This is a genomic window from Streptomyces physcomitrii (assembly GCF_012273655.1).
GTDB classification, from domain to species: Bacteria; Actinomycetota; Actinomycetes; order Streptomycetales; family Streptomycetaceae; genus Streptomyces; species Streptomyces physcomitrii.
Map to the genome: position 1 here is coordinate 21844 of NZ_JAAWWP010000016.1, position 20204 is coordinate 42047.

Annotated in this window: 20 protein-coding genes and 1 pseudogene; 14 read left to right on the forward strand and 7 right to left on the reverse strand. The window is 72.8% G+C overall.

What is annotated here, in order from left to right; genetic code table 11:
- The first annotated feature begins 122 nt into the window (after positions 1–122).
- The 8 genes from HFV08_RS23065 to HFV08_RS23100 all read left to right on the forward strand — a co-directional run bounded on the left by HFV08_RS23065 (position 123) and on the right by HFV08_RS23100 (position 7993).
- Positions 123–1799 carry an AMP-binding protein gene (locus tag HFV08_RS23065; RefSeq protein ID WP_168541995.1) on the forward strand — a complete coding sequence of 559 codons (1677 nt, stop codon included), beginning with the start codon at positions 123–125 and terminating at the stop codon, positions 1797–1799.
- Entirely contained in the window at positions 1796–3403 is a 1608-nt protein-coding gene (locus HFV08_RS23070) for an AMP-binding protein (protein WP_168541997.1), read from the forward strand. The genes HFV08_RS23065 and HFV08_RS23070 overlap by 4 nt, the downstream gene beginning before the upstream one ends.
- 256 nt (positions 3404–3659) lie before the next feature.
- Positions 3660–3911, forward strand: a complete 252-nt coding sequence (locus HFV08_RS23075) for a hypothetical protein (RefSeq protein WP_168541999.1) — start codon at positions 3660–3662, stop codon at positions 3909–3911.
- A 113-nt stretch (positions 3912–4024) separates the two neighbouring features.
- Positions 4025–4345 carry a helix-turn-helix domain-containing protein gene (locus tag HFV08_RS23080; RefSeq protein WP_052482993.1) on the forward strand — a complete coding sequence of 107 codons (321 nt, stop codon included), beginning with the start codon at positions 4025–4027 and terminating at the stop codon, positions 4343–4345.
- A gap of 121 nt (positions 4346–4466) precedes the next feature.
- Entirely contained in the window at positions 4467–5129 is a 663-nt protein-coding gene (uraD, locus tag HFV08_RS23085) for a 2-oxo-4-hydroxy-4-carboxy-5-ureidoimidazoline decarboxylase (RefSeq protein ID WP_168542001.1), read from the forward strand.
- Between the two features lie 4 nt (positions 5130–5133).
- Positions 5134–5550 (forward strand): hydroxyisourate hydrolase, encoded by a 417-nt coding sequence (gene uraH / locus HFV08_RS23090; RefSeq protein ID WP_168542003.1) that lies wholly within the window; start codon positions 5134–5136, stop codon positions 5548–5550.
- Between the two features lie 69 nt (positions 5551–5619).
- Complete coding sequence (pucL, locus tag HFV08_RS23095) at positions 5620–6543, forward strand: factor-independent urate hydroxylase (RefSeq protein ID WP_168542005.1); 924 nt, start codon at positions 5620–5622, stop codon at positions 6541–6543.
- Between the two features lie 19 nt (positions 6544–6562).
- Positions 6563–7993: an 8-oxoguanine deaminase gene (locus HFV08_RS23100; RefSeq protein WP_168542007.1), complete on the forward strand. Its 1431-nt coding sequence runs from the start codon at positions 6563–6565 to the stop codon at positions 7991–7993.
- A 73-nt stretch (positions 7994–8066) separates the two neighbouring features.
- Here HFV08_RS23100 and HFV08_RS23105 read toward each other — a convergent pair whose 3' ends face one another.
- From HFV08_RS23105 to HFV08_RS23120, 4 genes are all read right to left on the reverse strand, one after another.
- Positions 8067–8489: an acyl-CoA thioesterase gene (locus HFV08_RS23105; RefSeq protein ID WP_168542009.1), complete on the reverse strand. Its 423-nt coding sequence runs from the start codon at positions 8487–8489 to the stop codon at positions 8067–8069.
- 95 nt (positions 8490–8584) lie between these two features.
- Positions 8585–9250 (reverse strand): hypothetical protein, encoded by a 666-nt coding sequence (locus tag HFV08_RS23110; protein ID WP_168542011.1) that lies wholly within the window; start codon positions 9248–9250, stop codon positions 8585–8587.
- 88 nt (positions 9251–9338) lie between these two features.
- Positions 9339–9938, reverse strand: a complete 600-nt coding sequence (locus HFV08_RS23115) for a histidine phosphatase family protein (protein WP_168542013.1) — start codon at positions 9936–9938, stop codon at positions 9339–9341.
- Between the two features lie 148 nt (positions 9939–10086).
- A complete protein-coding gene (locus tag HFV08_RS23120; RefSeq protein WP_168542261.1) occupies positions 10087–11304 on the reverse strand; it encodes a pyridoxal phosphate-dependent aminotransferase in 1218 nt (405 codons plus the stop codon).
- 107 nt (positions 11305–11411) lie between these two features.
- Here HFV08_RS23120 and HFV08_RS23125 point away from each other — a divergent pair, with 107 nt between their 5' ends.
- On the forward strand, positions 11412–12065 hold the full coding sequence (locus tag HFV08_RS23125) for a winged helix-turn-helix transcriptional regulator (RefSeq protein ID WP_168542015.1): 654 nt from the start codon (positions 11412–11414) through the stop codon (positions 12063–12065).
- Positions 12066–12109: 44 nt separating this feature from the next.
- On the opposite strand, the gene HFV08_RS23130 is transcribed toward HFV08_RS23125, so the two are convergent.
- Positions 12110–12922, reverse strand: a complete 813-nt coding sequence (locus HFV08_RS23130; protein ID WP_246341976.1) for a saccharopine dehydrogenase family protein — start codon at positions 12920–12922, stop codon at positions 12110–12112.
- Here HFV08_RS23130 and HFV08_RS23135 point away from each other — a divergent pair.
- Positions 12827–13085: pseudogene (locus HFV08_RS23135) on the forward strand (integrase core domain-containing protein); the annotation flags it as partial. The gene HFV08_RS23130 and the pseudogene HFV08_RS23135 overlap by 96 nt on opposite strands.
- On the opposite strand, the gene HFV08_RS23140 reads toward HFV08_RS23135, so the two are convergent.
- Positions 13082–13792 (reverse strand): type 1 glutamine amidotransferase domain-containing protein, encoded by a 711-nt coding sequence (locus tag HFV08_RS23140; RefSeq protein ID WP_168542017.1) that lies wholly within the window; start codon positions 13790–13792, stop codon positions 13082–13084. The pseudogene HFV08_RS23135 and the gene HFV08_RS23140 overlap by 4 nt on opposite strands.
- 164 nt (positions 13793–13956) lie before the next feature.
- On the opposite strand from HFV08_RS23140, the gene HFV08_RS23145 reads away from it, so the two are divergent.
- The 4 genes from HFV08_RS23145 to HFV08_RS23160 all read left to right on the forward strand — a co-directional run bounded on the left by HFV08_RS23145 (position 13957) and on the right by HFV08_RS23160 (position 18587).
- Positions 13957–14580 carry a TetR/AcrR family transcriptional regulator gene (locus tag HFV08_RS23145; RefSeq protein WP_168542019.1) on the forward strand — a complete coding sequence of 208 codons (624 nt, stop codon included), beginning with the start codon at positions 13957–13959 and terminating at the stop codon, positions 14578–14580.
- Between the two features lie 205 nt (positions 14581–14785).
- The gene (locus HFV08_RS23150) at positions 14786–15760 is read left to right on the forward strand and encodes an alpha/beta hydrolase (RefSeq protein ID WP_168542021.1); all 975 of its coding nucleotides are present in this window, start codon (positions 14786–14788) and stop codon (positions 15758–15760) included.
- 277 nt (positions 15761–16037) lie between these two features.
- The gene (locus HFV08_RS23155) at positions 16038–16967 is read left to right on the forward strand and encodes an acetoacetate decarboxylase family protein (protein ID WP_168542023.1); all 930 of its coding nucleotides are present in this window, start codon (positions 16038–16040) and stop codon (positions 16965–16967) included.
- Positions 16968–16985: 18 nt separating this feature from the next.
- The gene (locus HFV08_RS23160; RefSeq protein WP_168542025.1) at positions 16986–18587 is read left to right on the forward strand and encodes a succinic semialdehyde dehydrogenase; all 1602 of its coding nucleotides are present in this window, start codon (positions 16986–16988) and stop codon (positions 18585–18587) included.
- 305 nt (positions 18588–18892) lie between these two features.
- On the opposite strand, the gene HFV08_RS23165 is transcribed toward HFV08_RS23160, so the two are convergent.
- Complete coding sequence (locus HFV08_RS23165; RefSeq protein ID WP_168542027.1) at positions 18893–20155, reverse strand: NADH:flavin oxidoreductase/NADH oxidase family protein; 1263 nt, start codon at positions 20153–20155, stop codon at positions 18893–18895.
- Between the last annotated feature and the right edge of the window lie 49 nt (positions 20156–20204).

A 20204-nucleotide genomic window follows, 5' to 3' on the forward strand; every position in this document is an offset into this window, starting at 1 on the left:
CCTGGAGGGCAGACGTTCCGGGCGCCGGGCGGACAGCCCCGGCCAGGGGCTGGTGATCGGCCCGCCCGGGGACCACGATGGGGGCCAGCGCCGGAGCAGGGACCCGGCGAGGAGGAGGACTGATGACGCCCACTGGCGCCACGGAGGCATTCCGCAGCGCACGCGACTTCCTGCTGGCGAACCGCGAGGACTACCGGGCCGCGTACGAGGGCTTCCGGTGGCCGCGCCCGGCGCACTTCAACTGGGCCCTCGACTGGTTCGACACGGTGGCCGAGGGCAACGACCGCACCGCGCTGCACATCGTCGAGGAGGACGGGGCCGAGACCCGGGTGTCCTTCGCCGAGATGTCGAAGCGGTCCGCCCGCACCGCCAACTGGCTGCGCGCACAGGGGGTTTCGGCGGGCGACCGGATCCTCGTCATGCTCGGCAACCAGGCCGAGCTGTGGGAGACCGCCCTCGCCGCGATGAAGCTGCGCGCGGTGGTCATCCCCGCGACGGTGCTGCTCGGCCCCGCCGATCTCGCCGACCGGGTGGCGCGCGGCCGCGTCTCCCATGTCCTGGTCCGCAGCGAGGACACCGACAAGTTCGCCGCCGTGCCCGGGGACTACACCCGGATCGCGGTGGGGGAGCGCACCGAGGGCTGGCTCCGCTACGCGGACAGCGCCGGGGCCCCGGCCGACTTCGTCCCGGACGGGCCGACCCGCGCCGAGGACACCCTGATGCTCTACTTCACCTCGGGCACCACCGCCCAGCCCAAACTGGTCGAGCACACCCATGTCTCGTACCCCGTGGGCCACTTGGCGACCATGTTCTGGATCGGGCTGCGACCCGGCGATGTGCATCTGAACATCTCCTCGCCGGGCTGGGCCAAGCACGCCTGGTCCAATCTCTTCGCCCCCTGGAGCGCCGAGGCCACCGTCTTCCTCTACAACTACACGCGCTTCGACGCCGCCGCGCTGATGGCCCAGATGGACCGCGCGGGCGTCACCACCTTCTGCGCCCCGCCGACCGTCTGGCGGATGCTCATCCAGGCCGACCTCGGCCAGCTGGAGCGGGCCCCGCGCGAGGTGGTCGCCGCGGGCGAGCCGCTCAACCCGGAGGTCATCGAGCAGGTCCGCCGCGCCTGGGGCGTCACCATCCGGGACGGCTTCGGGCAGACCGAGACCGCCGTGCAGGTCTCCAACAGCCCCGGCCAGCGCCTCAAGCCCGGTTCCATGGGCCGCCCGAGCCCCGGCTTCCGGGTGGAGCTGCTCGACCCGGAGACCGGCGAACCCGGCGCCGCCGAGGGTGAGATCGCCCTCGACCTCGCCGCCCGCCCGGTGGGCCTGATGACCGGCTACCACGGCGACCCGGAGCGCACCGCCGAGGCGATGGCGGACGGCTACTACCGCACCGGCGACATCGGCTCCCGCGACGCGGAGGGCTACCTCACCTACGTGGGCCGGGCCGACGACGTCTTCAAGGCCTCCGACTACAAGATCTCCCCCTTCGAGCTGGAGAGCGCGCTGCTCGAACACGAGGCGGTGGCCGAGGCCGCCGTGGTGCCCGCCCCCGACGAGGTGCGCCTCGCCGTGCCGAAGGCGTACATCGTGCTCGCCGCGGGACACACCCCGGGTCCGGAGGCCGCGAAGGAGATCTTCGCGCACTCGCGGGCCGTGCTCGCCCCCTACAAGCGACTGCGGCGGCTGGAGTTCGGCGCCCTGCCCAAGACGATCTCCGGCAAGATCCGCCGTATCGAGCTGCGCGAGCAGACCGCCGCCGGATCGGACCAGGAGTACCGCGAGGAGGACTTCCGGTGACCGCACTCAGCTACGCCCACGGCACCAGCGACACCCCGCTGCTCGGCCAGACCATCGGGGAGAACCTGGCCCGTACGGTCGCGGCCTTCCCGGACCGGGACGCGCTGGTCGACGTCCCCACGGGGCGCCGCTGGACCTACGCCCAACTGCACGCCGAGACCGAGGTGTTGGCACGGGCACTGCTCGCCAGGGGAGTGGCCAAGGGCGACCGGGTCGGCCTCTGGGCGGTGAACTGCGCGGAGTGGGTGCTGGTGCAGTACGCCACCGCCCGGATCGGCGCCATCATGGTCAACATCAACCCGGCCTACCGGGCACATGAGTTGGAGTTCGTCCTGCGACAGGCGGGCATCGGCCTGCTCATCGCCTCCACCGGCCACAAGAGCAGCGACTACCGGGCCCTGGTCGCCCAAGTGCGGGACAACTGCCCCGAGTTGCGCGAGACGGTCTTCCTCGGCGACCCCGGCTGGGCGGAGCTGACCGCGGCCGCACCGGCGGTGAGCCCGGAGCAACTGGCCGCCCGCGAGGCCGAGTTGAGCTGCGACGACCCGATCAACATCCAGTACACCTCGGGCACCACCGGCTTCCCCAAGGGCGCCACCCTCTCCCACCACAACATCCTCAACAACGGCTACTGGGTGGGCGAGACGATCGGCTACACCGAACAGGACCGGGTCTGCGTGCCGGTGCCGTTCTACCACTGTTTCGGCATGGTGATGGGCAACCTGGGCGCCACCTCGCACGGCGCCTGCATCGTCATCCCCGCGCCCTCCTTCGAACCGGCCGCCACCCTGCGGGCCGTGGCGCAGGAGCGCTGCACCTCGCTCTACGGGGTGCCCACCATGTTCATCGCAGAGCTGAACCTCCCGGACTTCGCCACGTACGACCTCAGCTCGCTGCGCACCGGCATCATGGCCGGCTCGCCCTGCCCGGTGGAGGTCATGAAGCGGGTCGTCACCGAGATGCACATGTCCGAGGTCTCGATCTGCTACGGCATGACCGAGACCTCGCCCGTCTCCTGCCAGACCCGCCGCGACGACGACCTGGAGCGCCGCACCGCCACCGTGGGCCGCGTACTGCCGCACATCGAGGTCAAGGTGGTGGACCCGGCCACCGGCGTCACCCTGCCCCGGGGCGAGGCAGGGGAGCTGTGCACCCGCGGCTACAGCGTGATGCTCGGCTACTGGGAGGAGCCGGAGAAGACCGCCGAGGCCGTCGACGCCGGGCGCTGGATGCACACCGGGGACCTCGCCGTGATGCGCGAGGACGGCTGTCTGCAGATCACCGGCCGCATCAAGGACATGATCATCCGCGGCGGCGAGAACATCTACCCGCGCGAGATCGAGGAGTTCCTCTACGGCCACCCCAAGATCGCGGACGTCCAGGTGGTCGGCGTCCCGCACGAGAAGTACGGCGAAGAGGTCCTGGCCTGCGTCATCCTGCGCGACCCGGCGGAGAGCCTGACCCTCGCGGAGATCCAGGACTTCTGCCGCGAGCGCCTCGCGCACTACAAGGTCCCGGCCCGGCTGCGGACCCTGGAGAGCTTCCCGATGACGGTCAGCGGCAAGGTCCGCAAGATCGAACTGCGGGAGCGGTACGGCTCCTGACGGACACGGCCGGACCGGACGGCACCGCGCCGGTCCGGTCCGGCCCGGACCGTGCCCTTCCGGGGCGGGTCGGTTCGCGTCGGGCCGGATCGAGTCGCGTCGGATCGCGTCGCGTCGGGTCGGGTCGGGCCAGATCTGGTCGGGTCGGGTCGGCTCGTACGGAGTCCACCGGCCGTGGGCCCCGGCCGCCGCCCCCTCGGTTAGGGTCGCCCGCAGCGGCCGGTGGACCGGATCCGGCCCGGCAGGAAGGGGCACCGTGCGACTGCGCCTGGAGTTCACCACCGAGCCCTTCGACCTGGAGGAGACGCCGGAGCACGCCCGCGCCACCCGGACGGTGCTCGACGGCGCCGCGCTCGACTCGGTGGACGTCGGCCCCTTCGGCAACACGGCGGAGGGCGCGCCCGAGGCCGTACTCGAAGCCGTCTCCGCGGTACTGCGCAGCGGCCTCGACTCCGGCGCCACCCGGATCTCGCTCCAGGTCAATGTCCTCGAGGGGGAGGGCCGTTGACCGCGGACGGTGCGCAGGTCCCCGCCGGGACCGGCGGCTCCGCGTGCGAGGAGCCCGGCGCCGCCCCCGCCGATGAGCCCTTCGCGGCGGCCGTGCGCCCCCTTGTCGAGGCGATGGGCGGCACGATGCTCCCGCCCGCCGAGGCCCGCGGCGAGGACGTCGTCCTCAGCTGGGAGGGCCGCGAGGTCCTCGCGGTCCGGCTGCCGGGACTCGCCGACTCCCTGGAGCGCATCCTCGCGGCCCTGGAGCAGCAGCACGGCACCCCGCTCTCCGGGCTGGACCGCCGGACCAAGCAGGAGATCGTACGGAGCCTGGAGGCGCGCGGCGCCTTCACCGTGCGGCACGGGGTGGAGCGGGCGGCGCAGGCGCTCGGCGTCAGCCGGTTCACCGTATACAACTACCTGAACAGGCAGAACAGCCCCGATCAGGGGTGAATCCCTTGCGGGACAAGGGGCGCGGACGATCTTCCGGCCCCGACTTCAACAAACTGTTGACGCGGCGCCGCTTCCCCGGCTTAGCTGTGGGCGCCGCCCGGTATCAGGCACAGGAGGCACCATGACGTCCGACCCGGCCCTCGGCCTCGACCGCTTCAACGCGCTGCCGCCCGAGGAGGCGGCCGATCTGCTCCTGGAGATCTGCGCGTCCCCCGCCTGGGCCTCGGCCGTGCTCGGCGGACGCCCCTTCGCGGCCAGAGCGGACCTGTTCGAGGCCTCGGACGCCGCCCTCGACCTGCTCTCCGAGTCCGACCTCGCCGAGGCGATGTCCGCCCATCCGCCCATCGGCCGCCCCAAGGAGGGCGATCCGGTCTCCGCCCGCGAGCAGCGGGGCGCCGCCTCGGCGAGCGAGGAGCTCAAGGCCGAACTCCTCGACCTCAACCTCCGCTACCAGGACCGCTTCGGCCATGTCTTCCTGATCTGCGCCACCGGACTCGGCGCCGAGCAGCTGCGCGACGCCCTGCGCGAGCGCCTGGACAACACCCCCGAGCGCGAACTCCGGATCGTCCGCCGCGAGCTCGGCCGGATCAACCACATCCGGCTCACCCGCCTCGCCGGTCCGGACACGGCGACCCGGCAGGACGGGGCCGATCGGCCGAAGGACCAGGGGAACGGGACGGCGGACCGGGCACCGGAAAAGCCGCAGCAGCCGGAAGAGGCCGAGGCGGCGGAGAAGCAAGAACCGAAGGCGGAGAAGCAAGCACCGAAGGACGGGGGAGAGTGACGCCATGAGCGAGCAGCAGCCTGGGGCCGGGGCCGGGGCCGCGGCGAGCGGCGGGACCCCCGCCGCCTCCCTCACCCGGACCACCGTCTCCACCCACGTCCTGGACACCGCCGCGGGCCGCCCCGCCGAGGGCATCCCGGTGGCGCTCTCGGCGCAGGCCGCCGACGGATCCTGGCGGGCGGTCGGCGACTCCCGCACCGACGGGGACGGGCGCTGCCGCGAGCTGCCGCCGCTGCCCCCGGGGACCGGCGCCGCGCGGCTGGACTTCACCACCGGGCCCTACCTCGGCGGCCCCGACCCCGGGGCACCGGCCGGTTTCTTCCCGGAGGTCACCGTCACCTTCGAGGTGCGCCCCGGTGAGCACTTCCACGTACCGCTGCTGCTCAGCCGGTTCGGCTACTCGGTCTACCGGGGCAGCTGACGGCGGCATCCGCGCGCCCGCGCCAGGCGGGCGCGCGGCACCTCGATCCGACCGAAGGGGGCGTACCGCATGAGTGGACAGGACCGGCCGCGGCCGGTGGTGCTCGGGCAGAACCAGTACGGCAAGGCGGAGACCCGTGTCGTGCGCGTCACCCGGGACGGGGAGGTGCACCGGCTGAAGGACCTCAGCGTCTCGGTGGCCCTCTCCGGCGACATGGACGCCGTCCACCTCAGCGGCTCCAACGCGCATGTGCTGCCGACCGACACCATGAAGAACACCGTCTTCGCCTTCGCCAAGGAGCACGGCATCGCCTCCGCCGAGCAGTTCGGCGTCCGGCTGGCCCGGCACTTCACCGACTCGCAGGAGGCGATACACCGGGCGCGGATCGGCATCGAGCAGTACGACTGGGAGCGCCTCACCGACGCCGAGGGCAGCGGGCTGCCGCACTCCTTCGTCCGCAAGGGGCAGGAGACCAGGACCGCCCGCGTCGAGTACGACGGCGGCCGCTGCGAGGTCGTCTCCGGCCTCAAGGACCTGGTGGTCATGAACACCACCGACTCGGAGTTCTGGGGCTTCGCCAGGGACCGCTACACCACCCTCGCCGAGACCCGGGACCGGGTGCTCGCCACCGAGGTCAACGCCCGCTGGCGCCACGCCTGGAGCACCGACGAGGACCCGCTGCCCGACTGGGAGGCCTCCTACGGGGCCGTACGCGCCGCGCTCCTGGAGGCCTTCGCCGGCACCCACTCCCTCTCGCTCCAGCAGACCCTGTACGCGATGGGCGCCCGGGTCCTCGAAACCCGGGACGAGATCGAGGAGATCCGCCTCTCGCTGCCGAACAAGCACCACTTCCTCGCCGACCTGGAAGCCTTCGGCCTGGAGAACGCGAACGAGGTCTACTTCGCCGCCGACCGCCCCTACGGGCTCATCGAGGCGACCGTGCTGCGCGAAGGCGGCAGCCCCCGCATCCCCACCGAGCCCACCCAGGGCTGAGCCCCCCTTTGGAGCCCCCATGCCGCGCGAGGAACACCCCGAGCCGGGAGGCGAGGACCGCATCGGGCAACTGCCGCCGGGCGGTGAGCGCCTCGTCATCGAGAACTGCGCCGTCGCGACCGTCGACGCCGAGGGCACCGAGTACCCGAGCGGGCACCTGGTCCTCGCGGGCGGGCTGATCGAGTCCCTCGGGCCCGGCCGCGCGCCCGCGGACCTGCCCGGCCCGATGCGCCGCATCGACGCCTCCGGGCATCTGGCGACCCCCGGGCTCGTCAACACCCACCACCACTTCTACCAGTGGCTCACCCGCGGACTCGCCACCGACCACAAGCTCTTCGACTGGCTGGTGGCGCTCTACCCGACCTGGGCGCGCATCGACGAGCCGATGGTGCACGCCGCCGCCGGGGGCTCGCTCGCGATGATGGCGCGGGGCGGCGTCACCACCGCCATGGACCACCACTACGTCTTCCCGCGCGGCACCGGCGACCTGTCCGGCGCGATCGTACGGGCCGCCGGGGAGACCGGCGTCCGGCTCACGCTGGCCCGGGGTTCGATGGACCGCGGCGAGTCGGCGGGCGGACTGCCGCCCGACTTCGCCGTGGAGAGCCTGGACCAGGCCCTCGCCGCCACCGAGGCGACCGTCGACGCCCACCACGACGCCTCCTTCGGCGCGATGACGCAGATCGCGGTGGCCCCCTGCTCGCCCTTCTCGGTGAGTACCGAACTGATGCGGGAGGGCGCGGAGTTGGCCCGCCGCAAGGGGGTGCGGCTGCACACCCACGGCTCCGAGACGCGGGAGGAGGAGGCGTTCTGCCACGAGCTGTTCGGGATGGGGCCCACCGACTACTTCGAGTCCACCGGCTGGCTCGGCGAGGACGTCTGGATGGCGCACTGCGTCCATATGAACGACTCCGATCTGGCGGCCTTCGCCCGCACCCGCACCGGCGTCGCGCACTGCCCCTCCTCCAACGCCCGCCTCGCCGCCGGGATCGCCCGGGTCCCGGACATGCTGGCCGCGGGCATCCCGGTGGGCCTCGGCGTCGACGGCACCGCCTCCAACGAGTCCGGCGAACTCCACACCGAGCTGCGCAACTCCCTGTTGGTCAACCGGCTCGGCCCGCACCGCGAGGCTGCCCTCACCGCCCGCGAGGCCCTGCGCCTGGCCACCTTCGGCGGCGCCGAAGTCCTCGGCCGGGCACGGGAGATCGGCTCCCTGGAGCCCGGCAAACTGGCCGACCTGGTGCTCTGGCGGATGGACACCCTCGCCCACTCCACGATCGCCGACCCGGTGAGCGCCCTGGTCCTCGGCGCACCCGCCCCCGTCACTCTGTCCCTGGTCGGCGGCCGGCCCGTGGTCGAGGACGGCAGGCTGCTCGGCGTCGACGAGGAGGCCCTGGCCCGTCGCACCCGCGCCGAGGCGCAGCGCCTCGCCGGTCTGGGCACTGCCTGAGGGCGCGCGCCAGGAGCTGGTCCTGGCCGAGCCGCTGGGGGCCGGCCGGCCGCCCCGCCGTGACGGCCCCCGCTCAGAGCCCGAGCAGCTCCGGCTCCCGGGCCAGCGCCCGCATCCGCGCGGCCGGGTCCGGTACGAGCTTGCGCGCCGCCAGGTCGAGGATGCCGCCGACCGCCGTCACCTGCGCCGAGACGGTGCCGTCCCGGAGGGTGATCGACTGCTCCAGGGTGAAGGTCTTGCCTTCGCCCCAGACGAAGGCGCAGCTGACCTCGACCTCGTCGCCCGCGTGCAGCTCCCTGCGGTACTTGATGGTGGTCTCCAGCGCGGCCGGGCCGATGCCCTGCTCGAGGAGGTCGCGCTGCCGGATGCCCGCCTCCTGGAGCAGGGACCAGCGGGCGTGTTCGGCGTACTGGAGGTAGACGGCCTGGTTCAGATGGCCCTGGGTGTCGGTCTCGTATCCGCGGACGGTGACCGGGACGGAGTAGGGCTGTGCCACAGCGAAGTGCCTTTCGCAACGGGGGAGCTGAGCCTGTGCCACCTCATTCAACAGCGGGAAACGGCGACTGCCGGGGTGACGCCCGCCACGCGCGCTCAGCTCCGGCGCGGGGAGGCGAGGAGGTACCGGGATCTTCGGCGCGGCTCGGTGTGCTCGCCGGTCTGCCAGCCCGCCCGCACCAGGGCCTCGGCACAGGAGCGCAGGCGCTCCGCGTCCGGCTCGTGCACCGCGACGGCCTCCGGCTGGGGCGTGCCGAGGACGCGGTAGCCCTCGCCCGCGGTGGACGCGGGGCGGCACCCCGCCGCCTCCAGGGCGAGGGCGGCGGCCGGTATCAGATGGGCGCGCTCCCAGCCGCAGGGGCGGTCCGCCTCGCCCGCCGGGTTGGTCATCCGGCGCAGCTCCAGGAGGCCCTGCCAGGCGGTGCGCACCTCGTGCCGCCGGGCCGGGCCGTCGGCCGGGGCGGGCGGGTCTCCGGTACGCGCGGCGAAGACACCGGGGGCGGCGGCCGGGGCGGCGGACTCGGCGGACGTTCCCGGTGGGCCGCCGGGGCCGGTCGGCGGGGCGGGCTCCGGTGCGGGTGCCTCGCGCAGCCGGTGGCCGGCGGGGGAGAGGTAGCAGTCGTGCGGCGGGCGGGGGTGGACGAAGGCGAGCCCCAGCCGCACCAGGGCGACGAGCTGCCGTTCGGTGCCCTTCAGCCGACCGGTGAGCGGATCGGCGGCCTCGATCAGGCGCAGCTGGGCGGCGCTCGGCGGCCGTGCCATGGTGCCTCCTTCCCCTTCTTCTTCGCGTACTCGTGCCCGCGGGGGCGGGGCCCCGGATCCGGAGCCTTCCGTACGCACTTCTCGGAGACTACGAGGGGGGTCTGACATTCCAGGCGGCGAGCACCGGGCGGCCGTGCTCGGTGCTCAGCCGTCCTACCGTCCCGGTCGCCAGCTGGAACAGCGCACCCGAGGACGGCGGCAGCCCGAGCCGCCGGGCGGTCAGCACCCGCAGGTAGTGCCCGTGCGCGACCAGGACGACGCTGCCCTCCTCCTGGGCGAGCGCGGCGTCGGCCGCGGCGAGCACCCGGTCGGCGCGCGCCCCGACCTGCTCCGGGCTCTCCCCGGGGTGCTCCGGCGGCCCGGCGGCGACCCCGTCCCGGAAGAGGAACCAGTCGGGCCGCTCCCGCTGGATCTCGGCGGTGGTCACGCCCTCGTAGGCGCCGTAGTCCCATTCGCCGAGGTCCTCGTCCAGGCGCGGGCTGCCGAGTCCGGCGAGGGCGGCGGTCTCCCGGGCGCGCAGGCGCGGGCTGCAGAAGACCGCGGCGATGCGGTGCGAGGTCAGCAGGGGGCCCAGGGACCGGGCCTGGGCGCGGCCGTTCTCGGTCAGCGGCAGCTCGGTCCAGCTGGTGTGCCGCCCCGTCAGGGACCACGCGGTCTCGCCGTGCCGCACCAGGAGCAGGTCACCCATGTCGTGCGTTCCGTTCTGTCGGTGCCGGGCCGTTCGCGTCCCGTGCCTGGGCACCGAGCCTGCCACCGCCCGGGCCGGGTACGGCGTCGGCGCCGCCCGGCGGGTCGCCGGCCGGGGCGGTCGGCTCGCCTCCGGCGGCCCCTCGCCGCTACTGCCGGTAGCTGCCCAGGAAGCGCCCGATGCGTCCGATGGCGGCGTCCAGGTCGTCCGCGTGCGGCAGGGTCAGGATCCGGAAATGGTCCGGGCGCGGCCAGTTGAAGCCGGTGCCCTGGACGACCTGGATCTTCTCGCGCAGCAGCAGGTCCAGGACGAAGCGCTCGTCGTCGTGGACGGCGTGCACCTTCGGGTCGAGCCGCGGGAAGGCGTACAGCGCGCCCTTCGGCTTGACGCAGCTGACTCCCGGTATCTCGTTGAGGCGCTGCCAGGCCCGGTCGCGCTGCTCGTGCAGGCGTCCGCCGGGCGCGGTGAGCGCCTGGATCGACTGCCGCCCGCCGAGCGCCGCCTGGATCGCGTACTGGGCGGGCGCGTTGGGGCACAGGCGCATCGAGGCGAGCATGGTGAGGCCCTCCAGATAGTTCCGGGCCTGCTCCCTGGGTCCGGTGACCACCAGCCAGCCCGAGCGGAAGCCCGCCACCCGGTAGGTCTTGGAGAGGCCGCTGAAGGTGAGCACCACCAGGTCGCCGGCCTCGGCGGCGAGCGCGGCCGCCGAGTGGTGGACGGCCCCGTCGTAGAGGATCTGGTCGTAGATCTCGTCGGCGAAGACCATCAGATGGTGCCTGCGGGCGAGTTCGAGGATGCCCTCGACGATCTCCTTCGGATAGACCGCCCCGGTCGGGTTGTTGGGGTTGATGAGGACGACCGCCCGGGTGCGGTCGGTGATCTTGGCGGCCATGTCGGCGAGGTCCGGGTACCAGTCGGCGGACTCGTCGCAGAGGTAGTGCACGGGACGGCCGCCGGAGAGGGCGGTGACGGCGGTCCAGAGGGGGAAGTCCGGTGCGGGGATGAGGACTTCGTCGCCGTCCTCGATGAGTGCCTGGACCGCCATCGAGACGAGTTCGGAGACGCCGTTGCCGAGGTAGACGTCCTCCACGTCGACGTCCAGGCCGAGTTGCTGGTAGCGCTGGGCCACCGCGCGCCGGGCCGGGAGGATGCCGCGCGAGTCGGTGTAGCCGTGCGCCTGCGGCAGCATCCGGATCATGTCCTGGACGATCTCCTCCGGCGCCTCGAAGCCGAACTGCGCCGGGTTGCCGGTGTTCAGCCGCAGCACGCTGTGCCCGGCCTCCTCCAGGGCGTTGGCCTGTTCGATGACCGGGCCGCGGATCTCGTAGCAGACCTCGCTCAGCTTGCTCGACTGCCGGAACTCCATGCCGCGCCCCTCCCCGGTGCACACGGCCGGTCCGTATGCCCTCTGCTGCCACTTGGTTTTACCAAGTTCGAGCTTGGAAAGTCCAACAACATGTCTAGACTGCTGCCATGCCACGACCGCCACGCAAGGAGGGGCGCCGCAGTTACGACCAGTTCTGTGCCGCGGCCCGCGCGCTCGACGCCATAGGGGACCGCTGGAGCCTGCTGATCGTGCGCGAACTCCTCGCCGGACCGCGCCGGTACACCGATCTCCACGCCGATCTGCCGGGCGTCAGCACCGACGTACTCGCCTCCCGTCTGAAGGATTTGGAGCGCGAGTCCCTCGCCACCCGCCGCAGGCTCCCGCCGCCCTCCTCCGCCCAGGTCTACGAACTCAGCCCGCGCGGACGGCAGTTGCTCCCGGTGCTGCGGGCCCTCGGCGAGTGGGGTGCTCCGGCCCTCACCGAACCCCGCCCCACCGACGCGGTACGGGCGCACTGGTTCGCGCTGCCCCTGCTGGCCCGGATCGAGGCCCTGCACACCGGCCCCGGCACCGTCCAAGTCGACCTGGACCAGGGCGAGTTCCATCTGCACCTCGGTACGGACGGCGGACCGGTCTACGGCGAGGGCCAGACGGAGGCACCGGCGGCCCGGCTCCGCCTCGACGCCACCACCTGTGCCGCACTCAGCCGCGCCGAGCTGACCTTCCCGGAGGCGGTGGCCCGGGGGCTCCTGGAGGTGGCGGGCGAGGGGGAGTTGGCGCGGGTGCTGGGCGGCGGCTGAGGCAACTCCCGCTCCCTGAGCCGCCGTTGAGCAACCCCCGGGGGCTATACGGTACGGAGCCCGACCTCGGCGCAGGCCCGGCGCAGGGTGTCGGGGCCGAAGGCCTCGGTGGGGCCGATGACGCCGGGAGCGAGGGCGGGGCGGGTGCTGAGGTGCTCGGCGGCCCAGGCCATGAGTTTGCCGGTGAGGCTGTAGGGGTTGGGGCCTTCGAGGTGGACCTCGGCGAGCGGGGCGCTGCCCGGGACGCCGCTGGAGGCGACCGCGACGACATACGAGGGGATCTGTGCGCGCAGGGCCGCGTCGGGGCCGCCGGGCGGGCCGAGCAGGAGCGGCCGGGTGAGCAGGCCGGTCAGCGCGCGGCCCCCGGGCAGGCGGGTGGCGGTGTTCGCGACGGCGGACAGGAGCGAGAGGGGGCGGCTGAACTCGGGGAACCAGCCGTTGTAGACGGTGATGTCCTCAAGCGCGGGGAAGGTCCCGGGCAGGAAGAGCACTTCGGTGCCGGAGCCCAGGAACGCCTTCCTGCGGCGCCCGTGGACGGAGAAGTCGCGCACCCGGGAGGCGGTGCGCCCCTCGACCAGCCGCCGCCGGTGCCGGCGGGGCGAGGGCAGGGTCAGCCCGTCCCGCATGGTGGCCCGGGTGCCCTGGCTGATCCCGCGCCGGAGCGGGCCGTCGGCGAAGTAGCCGATGTCGAGCGCGCGGGCCGCCTCTCCCGCCTGGTCGAGGGCGAGGCTTCCGGCGAGGAAGCCGGGGACGTAGTCGTAGCCGAGGGCGGGCAGCATCACCGCGCCCGTCTCGCGGGCCGCAAGCTCACCCGCGCCTACCGGCCGCAGACCAACGGCAAGGTCGAACGCTTCCACCGCACCCTGCTCGACGAATGGGCCTACCTACATCACCAACGACGAACGAACCCAAGCCCTGACAGACTTCCTCCACACCTACGACCACCACCGCTGCCACACCGCACTCGGAGGCAAGCCCCCGATCAGCCGCGTGAACAACCCTGCCGGCCAATACACCTAGCGCACGGAACCGCCCACATCGGCCACGATCCGCTGCGCGAGCTGCTCGGAGGAGGAAGGGTTCTGCCCGGTGTACAGATTGCGGTCGACCACCACGAAGGGGCGCAGCGGGAGGCGTGACTTGGCGTACTCGGCGCCGCTCTCGCGCAGCCGGTCCTCCAGGAGCCAGACCGCCTTGCGGCCGAAGCTGTTGAGCTTCTCCTCCAGATTGGACAGGCCCGTCATCCGATACCCGGCGAAGGGCCACGAGCCGTCCTCGTCCTGCGCCGCGAGGGCTGCGGCCGGGGCGTGGCACAGCAGGGCGAGCGGCTTGCCGGAGCGCAGTACCCGGGTGAGCAGCGCACCCGAGACCGGGTCCACCGCGAGGTCCTCCATGGGGCCGTGCCCGCCCGGGTAGAAGACCACGTCGAAGTCGTCCGGGTCGACGCTGCCGAGCGGTACGGGGTGGTCCAGCTGCTCCTGGATCGTGTCCAGGTACCGGGCGACCTCGCGCAGCTTGGACGGCCGCCCCGCGGTACGGGACATGCTGAGCCGGTCCAGCGTCGGGGCCTTGCCGCCGGGGGTCGCGATCGTCGTCTCCCAGCCCGCCGCGGTGAAGATCTTGTGCGGCATGGCGAGTTCCTCACCCCAGTAGCCCGAGGGGTGTACTTCACCGTCCTTGAGCGTCCAGCGGTCGGCCGCGGACACGACGAAGAGGACCTTGGTCATTTCCTCTCTCCCTTCCAGATGACGGTTCCGGCACCGGGCCCCCGACTCGTCATCGGCCGGGTGGACCGGCCTCGCCGAGGTGGCGTGGACGCCCAGGGCGCCGTACTGCACCGTACGTCATTTCTGGCAGTGACTGCCATCCTTGGCACTGATAGCCTCGCCGCATGAGGGAGAACAGCACGTCCTGTCTGCGCGTCCGGACCCGCCGGGCGGTGAAGGAAGCGCTCGCCGACACGGCCCTCGAACTCTTCGAGGCCTCCGGATTCGAGCAGGTCACCGTCGCCGACATCGCCAAGGCGGCCGGTATCTCCCAGCGCAGCTTCTTCCGCTACTTCGGGAGCAAGGAGGACGTCGTCCTCGGCGATCGGATCCCGACCGCCGAGGAGGTCCTGGCGGTACTGACCCCGCACCTCGCCGCGCACCCCGCCTGGGAGGCGCTGCGCCTCACCGTCCGGTCCATGACGCAGCTGATGGAGGTGGAGGCGGAGGCCGAGCGCTGGAAGCAGGCCGTCCGCCTCATCTGCCGGACGCCGGGACTGCGGGCGCGCTACCTGGAGAGGCATCTGGCCTGGGTGGACGCCCTGGTGCCCGAGCTGACCTCCCGCACCGGCCCCGGCGGCGCGCGCGCCGAACTCAAGGCGCAGACCATGGTCAACACCGCGCTGAGTTGCTTCGACGTCGCCCTCACCCGGTGGTCCGACGAGGAGGGGGAGCAGCGCACACTCGCCGCCCTCGTCGAGGAGGTCTTCGGCTTCGTACGGATTCCCTCCGAGGAGGCGGGCGTCTGACCTGGGCGGTGCCCGGGTCGGCCGACACCTGAACCGGTAGCTGCCGGGTCCGGCCGGTGCGTGACCCGGCCCCGGCCCGGGTTGCGCTCGTCACACCGGGCGAGACCATGGCATGGGGGGGCGTTTCCGCCTGAGGGCGAAGAAACCTCGCGGCCGATCGGGCCGCGCGAACAGGGCACGCACGTGTTCGTGACATGGAGTGAACATGACCGAGCTTCCGCCGCCTGTGACGCCGTACCTCGAACCCGCAGCGAAGGAGCTGGCCGAAGCGACCGACCCGCACCCCCGGATCTACGAGGTGCCCCCGGAGAAGGGGCGCGACATCCTGCTCGGCCTGCAGACCGGCGAGGGTGTGCCCCGTCCCGAGATCGACGAGGAGTGGGTCGACGTGGACGCGGGCAAGTGGGGCACGGTCCGCACGCGGATCATCAAGCCCAAGGGGGCCGGCGGGCCGCTGCCCGTGGTCTTCTACATCCACGGCGCCGGCTGGGTCTTCGGCGACGACCGGACCCATGACCGCCTCTTCCGCGAACTCGCCGTCGGCGCGGGCGCGGCCGGCGTCTTCCCCGTCTACGACCGGGCGCCCGAGGCGAAGTACCCGACCCAGGTGGAGCAGAACTACGCGGTGGGCCAGTGGGTCCTTCAGCACGGCGCCGAACACGGCCTGGACACCTCGCGCATCGCCGTCACCGGGGAGTCGGTCGGCGGCTGCATGTCGGCGGTCTTCGCGCTGATGAACAAGGACCGCGGCGGGATCGACCTCAAGGCCCAGGTGCTGCTCTACCCGGTGGCCGACGCCGACTTCGACACCCCGTCCTATCTGCAGTTCGCCGAGGGCTACTACCTCACCCGCGACGGCATGAAGTGGTTCTGGGACGCCTACACCACCGACTCCGCCCAGCGCGCCGAGCCGTACGCCTCCCCGCTCCAGGCACCCCTGGAGCAGCTGCGGGGCCTGCCCACCACCCTGGTCATCACCGACGAGGCGGATGTGCTGCGCGACGAGGGCGAGAAGTACGCCAACAAGCTGCGCGAGGCCGGGGTGGACGTCACCTCGGTCCGGGTCGCCGGCATGGTCCACGACTTCCTGCTCCTGGACAGCCTGCGCGACACCCGCGCCGCCAACGTCGCCCGCAAGCTCGCCGTGGACGCCCTGAAGGCGGCGCTGCACGACGGCTGAGCACGACTGACGGCTGAGCGCGGCGGCCCGGGTGCGGCCGCGCCCGGGCCGCGCCACGCGACGTGCGGGCGGCCTCACGATCCGGGCCCGTCGGCGCCTCTCCGGCGCGGGCGGGCCCGGATGCTCCGCCTGTCCGGGCCACCGTCCGGCGCACCCCGGTCGGCCCGCCGGCGGCCCCTAAACGACGGGGGAGCGACCTCGGTGTTGACGGTGCTTACATCCCCCTCTACGCTCATGTGTGCACCGTAAACATACATGCGAGTCGGGAGCGCCGCAGATGTCATCGCCCCAGCAGGAATCCAGGCAGGAAACGGTCGAGGTCGACCTGGGTGGCCGCACGGTCACCGTCCCCAAGGGCGGTCTCTACGACCGCTACCGGATGGACACCGACCTCGACGAGATCGCCCGCGACCCCCGCGTCAGCGGCGTGGACTTCTTCCGCGGGCTGCCCAAGACCCGGGTCGACTCCCCGATCGGGTCCACCCTCACGCCCAACTTCTACTACCGGATCTCGACCGCGAGGCTCACGATGCTCGCCCGCTCCCGCGACATCCGCTCCCGTCTTCCCGAGGAGCTGTCGCCGCTGGAGGCCGCGCCGGGTCTCGGCCTCGTCTCGCTCATGTTCTTCCGCTACGAGGTCTGCGACATCGACGTCTACACCGAAGCCGCGGTCGGTATCGCCGTGAAGCCCGCCCGGCACGGCAGGCTCGGCTTCGTCGACCTCGTCGCCGCGCTCAAGAACGACCACCTCGACTCCTATGTGCTGTCCCTGCCGGTGAGCACGGAGATCGCCCAGGTCCGCGGCCACGACGGCTACGGCTTCCCCAAGTGGGTCACCGGCCTCGACGTCGACATCGACGCCCGCCGGAGCACGGCACGGGTGGCCAACGACAAGGGAGGCACCGATGTGTCCCTCTCGGTGCCCACCCCGGCCCAGTCGGTCCACCCGAGCGGTGCCCATGTCTCGTCCCTCACCTCGTACACCACGATCAACGGCGCCTGGCACTCCACGCTGAGCCAGACCCATCTGCTCTCGGCCGGTACCGAGCGCCTCCCGCGCCAGGTCGACCTCCGGCTCGGGGAGGGGCGTATGTCCGACGACCTGCGCTCGCTCAAGCCGATGAGGAACGTTCAGCTCGACGTCGTGACCGAGGGCCAGCTCGCCCTGCACATGCCGGTGCCCACCTCGGTCCCGGGCCGCAACTGAGGAATGAGGACCCCTGCCATGGTCGCCACCGACCACACTCCTCTGACCGCCCCCGCTTCCGACCGGGCCCTGCCCGCCTCGCTGACCCCGGCCCGGATCGAGCGCCTGGCCACCGGCGTCACGGCCGCGCCGGGCGCCGCGAGGGTCACCACCCGCGCCCCGTACACCGGAGCCCCGTTGGCGGAGCTGCCGGTCTCGACGCCCGAGGACGTCGAGGACGCCTTCGTACGGGCGCGGGCCGCTCAGCGGGCCTGGGCCGCCACACCCCTGCGCGAGCGCAAGAAGATCATGCTGCGCTTCCACGACCTCGTGATCGCCCGCCAGGACGAGGCGCTGGACCTGATGCAGGCCGAGAACGGCAAGACCCGCCGGGACGCCTTCCTGGAGGTGCTGGACATCGCGATCACCTCCCGGTACTACGCGCGCAGCGCCGCCCGGTACCTGGAACCCAAGCGCCGCCGCGGTGCGATCCCGCTGCTCACCCGCACCACCGAGCTGCACCACCCCAAGGGCGCCGTCGCGGTCATCTCCCCGTGGAACTACCCCCTGAGCATGGCCGCCGGTGACGCCGTCCCGGCGCTCATCGCGGGCAACGCCGTCGTGCAGAAGCCCGACACCCAGACCGCGCTCACCGCGCTGTGGGTGCTCGATCTGATGCGGGAGGCCGGACTGCCGCACGGTGTCTGGCAGCTGGTGATCGGCCGGGGCAGCTCCATCGGCGGCGCGCTGATGGACAACGCCGACTATGTGATGTTCACCGGCTCCACCGCCAGCGGGCGCGTGATCGCCCGCGACGCCGGGGAGCGCCTCATCGGGGCCTCCCTCGAACTCGGCGGCAAGAACCCCATGATCGTCCTCGACGACGCGGACCTCGGCCGGGCCGTCGAGGGCGCCGTGGCCGCCTGCTTCCCCTCGGCCGGCCAGCTCTGCGTGTCCATCGAGCGCCTGTACGTGGCCGAGCCCCTGTACGAGCGGTTCCTCGCCGCCTTCGCCGCCCGTACGAAGCAGCTCAAGCTGGGGGCGGCGTACGACTACAGCGTCGATGTCGGCTCGCTGACCACCCCGTCCCAGCTGGAGACCGTGACCGCGCATGTCGAGGACGCCATGGCCAAGGGCGCGACCCTCCTCGCGGGCGGGCGCGCGCGACCGGACCTGGGCCCGCTGTTCTACGAGCCGACCGTCCTCACCGATGTCACCCCGGACATGACGCTCTACGAGCACGAGACCTTCGGGCCCGTCGTCTCGGTCTACCCGGTCCGCGACGAGGAGGAGGCGATCGCCCGGGCCAACGCCACCGCGTACGGCCTCAACGCCAGCGTCTGGACCGGCGACGGGGCCCGGGGCCGGGCGGTCGCCGCCCGGGTGCACGCCGGCACCGTCAACGTCAACGAGGCCTTCGCCGCCGCCTGGGGGAGCGTCGACTCACCGATGGGCGGCATGGGCGACTCGGGGCTCGGCCGGCGGCACGGCGCCGACGGCATCCTCAAGTACACCGAGGCCCAGACCGTCGCCCACCAGCGCGTCCAGGGGTTCACCGCGCCGCCGGGCATCTCGCCCGAGACCTGGGCGGGACTGCTGACCCGCGCGCTGAAGGTCCTGAAGGCGGCGGGCGTCCGCTGAGGGACCGGCTGCCCGGCGGTCGCGGCACCGGAGACACATCCGGGTGCCCGCCGCCGGGCCGGTCGGACGTCCCCCGGCCGCGTCGGCCCATGTGTCACCCACGGGTACGCGACACCCACGGGTACGCGACACCTGGGCCCCTCCGGGCACATGAGCGAAGGCACCGCGTGGAGCGGTGCCTTTTCCTGTGGAGTCTCCGCTTGCCGTGGCCTGTCCGCGGTTTCGTACGGTCGGCTTCCGCACGGTTCCTTCCGCGGATGGCCGGGCGGCCGGGGCCCCGGTGGCGGGGCGCCCGGCGGTGGCGGTCAGGCGGGCCGGGCGGCCGGGGCGGTGTCCCCCGCGGTGGGCAGCCAGGCGCGGTAGCGGCGCAGTGCCCTGCGCCGGCGGACCTGCTCGGTGAGCAGGGCGCGCGCCGGGTGGGTGCCCGGGCGGGGGTCGATGCCGCGGCCGAGGCGGCGCAGCTGGTGGCGGACCAGGGCCATGCTCGCGGAGGAGGCGAGGGCCTTGTCCGACCAGGTCACCGGCCGCAGGTGCCGGTCGGCCTCCCGGCCCTGCTGCCACCGGGCGGGCAGATCCGGGGTGACGGCGAGGGCGCTGCCCATTCCGATCAGCGCCACTCCGCTGTCGAGGACCTTCCGCGCGGTCTCCCGGCGGGTGATGCCGCCGGTGAGCATCAGCGGCAGCGGGCTGGTCCCGACCAGCTCCTTCGCCAGGTCCAGGAAGTAGGCCTCGCGTGCCTGGGTGCGCGCGTCGGCGGGGCGGCCGGTCATCGCGGGGCTCTCGTAGCTGCCGCCGGACAGTTCGACGAGGTCGACGCCGAGCGGTTCGAGCAGCGCGATCACCTGGCGCGCGTCGCCGGCGTCGAAGCCGCCGCGCTGGAAGTCGGCGGAGTTGATCTTCACCGCGACCGCGAAGGACGGCGAGACGGCGGCGCGGACGGCGCGGACGGTGTCGAGCAGCATCCGGGCCCGGTTCTCCAGGGAGCCGCCCCACTGGTCCGTACGCGTGTTGACCAGTGGGGAGAGGAACTGCGAGAGCAGGTAGCCGTGGGCGGCGTGCACCTCGACGCCGTCGAAGCCCGCCTGTTCGGCCCGGGCCGCCGTGGTGGCGAAGCGGGTCACGGTGGCCTCGATCTGCTCGGGTGTCATCGCGACGGGGCGCCCGAAGCGGCTGCTGTGCCTGCCCAGTTCGACGCCCTTGGCGGACGGGCCCCAGACGACGCCGGGCATGTCGGCCTGGATCTGGCGGCCGGGGTGGTTGATCTGCATCCACAGCTTCCCGCCGCCGGACTTTCCGGCCCGGGCCCACTCGGCGAACGGCTCCAGCGGCGAGGCCTCGTCGAGGACGACCCCGGCGGGGCCGGTCAGCGCCTCGGCGTGCACCATGACATTGCCGGTGATCAGCAGTCCGGTGCCGCCGGCGGCCCAGCGCCGGTACAGCGTGAGCAGCTCCTTGCCGGGCAGCTGGCCGTCGCCGGCCAGGTTTTCCTCCATGGCCGCCTTGGCGGTCCGGTTGCCCAGCACCTGCCCGGAGCGCAGGGCGAGCGGGGAGAACAGTTCGTCGGTCATCCTGGTTTCCCTCTGCAGCGTGAATCGCCTACGATGTTTACGCCGCACA

Bases quoted from the DNA above. Each gene is read 5' to 3' on its own strand.
- HFV08_RS23165 (WP_168542027.1), bottom strand. From the start codon at position 20,155: ATGACCGACGAACTGTTCTCCCCGCTCGCCCTGCGCTCCGGGCAGGTG.
- HFV08_RS23150 (WP_168542021.1), top strand. From the start codon at position 14,786: ATGACCGAGCTTCCGCCGCCTGTGACGCCGTACCTCGAACCCGCAGCG.
- HFV08_RS23110 (WP_168542011.1), bottom strand. From the start codon at position 9,250: ATGGCACGGCCGCCGAGCGCCGCCCAGCTGCGCCTGATCGAGGCCGCC.
- HFV08_RS23160 (WP_168542025.1), top strand. From the start codon at position 16,986: ATGGTCGCCACCGACCACACTCCTCTGACCGCCCCCGCTTCCGACCGG.
- HFV08_RS23140 (WP_168542017.1), bottom strand. From the start codon at position 13,792: ATGACCAAGGTCCTCTTCGTCGTGTCCGCGGCCGACCGCTGGACGCTC.
- HFV08_RS23145 (WP_168542019.1), top strand. From the start codon at position 13,957: ATGAGGGAGAACAGCACGTCCTGTCTGCGCGTCCGGACCCGCCGGGCG.
- HFV08_RS23080 (WP_052482993.1), top strand. From the start codon at position 4,025: ATGGGCGGCACGATGCTCCCGCCCGCCGAGGCCCGCGGCGAGGACGTC.
- HFV08_RS23155 (WP_168542023.1), top strand. From the start codon at position 16,038: ATGTCATCGCCCCAGCAGGAATCCAGGCAGGAAACGGTCGAGGTCGAC.
- HFV08_RS23115 (WP_168542013.1), bottom strand. From the start codon at position 9,938: ATGGGTGACCTGCTCCTGGTGCGGCACGGCGAGACCGCGTGGTCCCTG.
- pucL (WP_168542005.1), top strand. From the start codon at position 5,620: ATGAGTGGACAGGACCGGCCGCGGCCGGTGGTGCTCGGGCAGAACCAG.
- HFV08_RS23065 (WP_168541995.1), top strand. From the start codon at position 123: ATGACGCCCACTGGCGCCACGGAGGCATTCCGCAGCGCACGCGACTTC.
- HFV08_RS23100 (WP_168542007.1), top strand. From the start codon at position 6,563: ATGCCGCGCGAGGAACACCCCGAGCCGGGAGGCGAGGACCGCATCGGG.
- uraH (WP_168542003.1), top strand. From the start codon at position 5,134: ATGAGCGAGCAGCAGCCTGGGGCCGGGGCCGGGGCCGCGGCGAGCGGC.
- uraD (WP_168542001.1), top strand. From the start codon at position 4,467: ATGACGTCCGACCCGGCCCTCGGCCTCGACCGCTTCAACGCGCTGCCG.
- HFV08_RS23125 (WP_168542015.1), top strand. From the start codon at position 11,412: ATGCCACGACCGCCACGCAAGGAGGGGCGCCGCAGTTACGACCAGTTC.
- HFV08_RS23120 (WP_168542261.1), bottom strand. From the start codon at position 11,304: ATGGAGTTCCGGCAGTCGAGCAAGCTGAGCGAGGTCTGCTACGAGATC.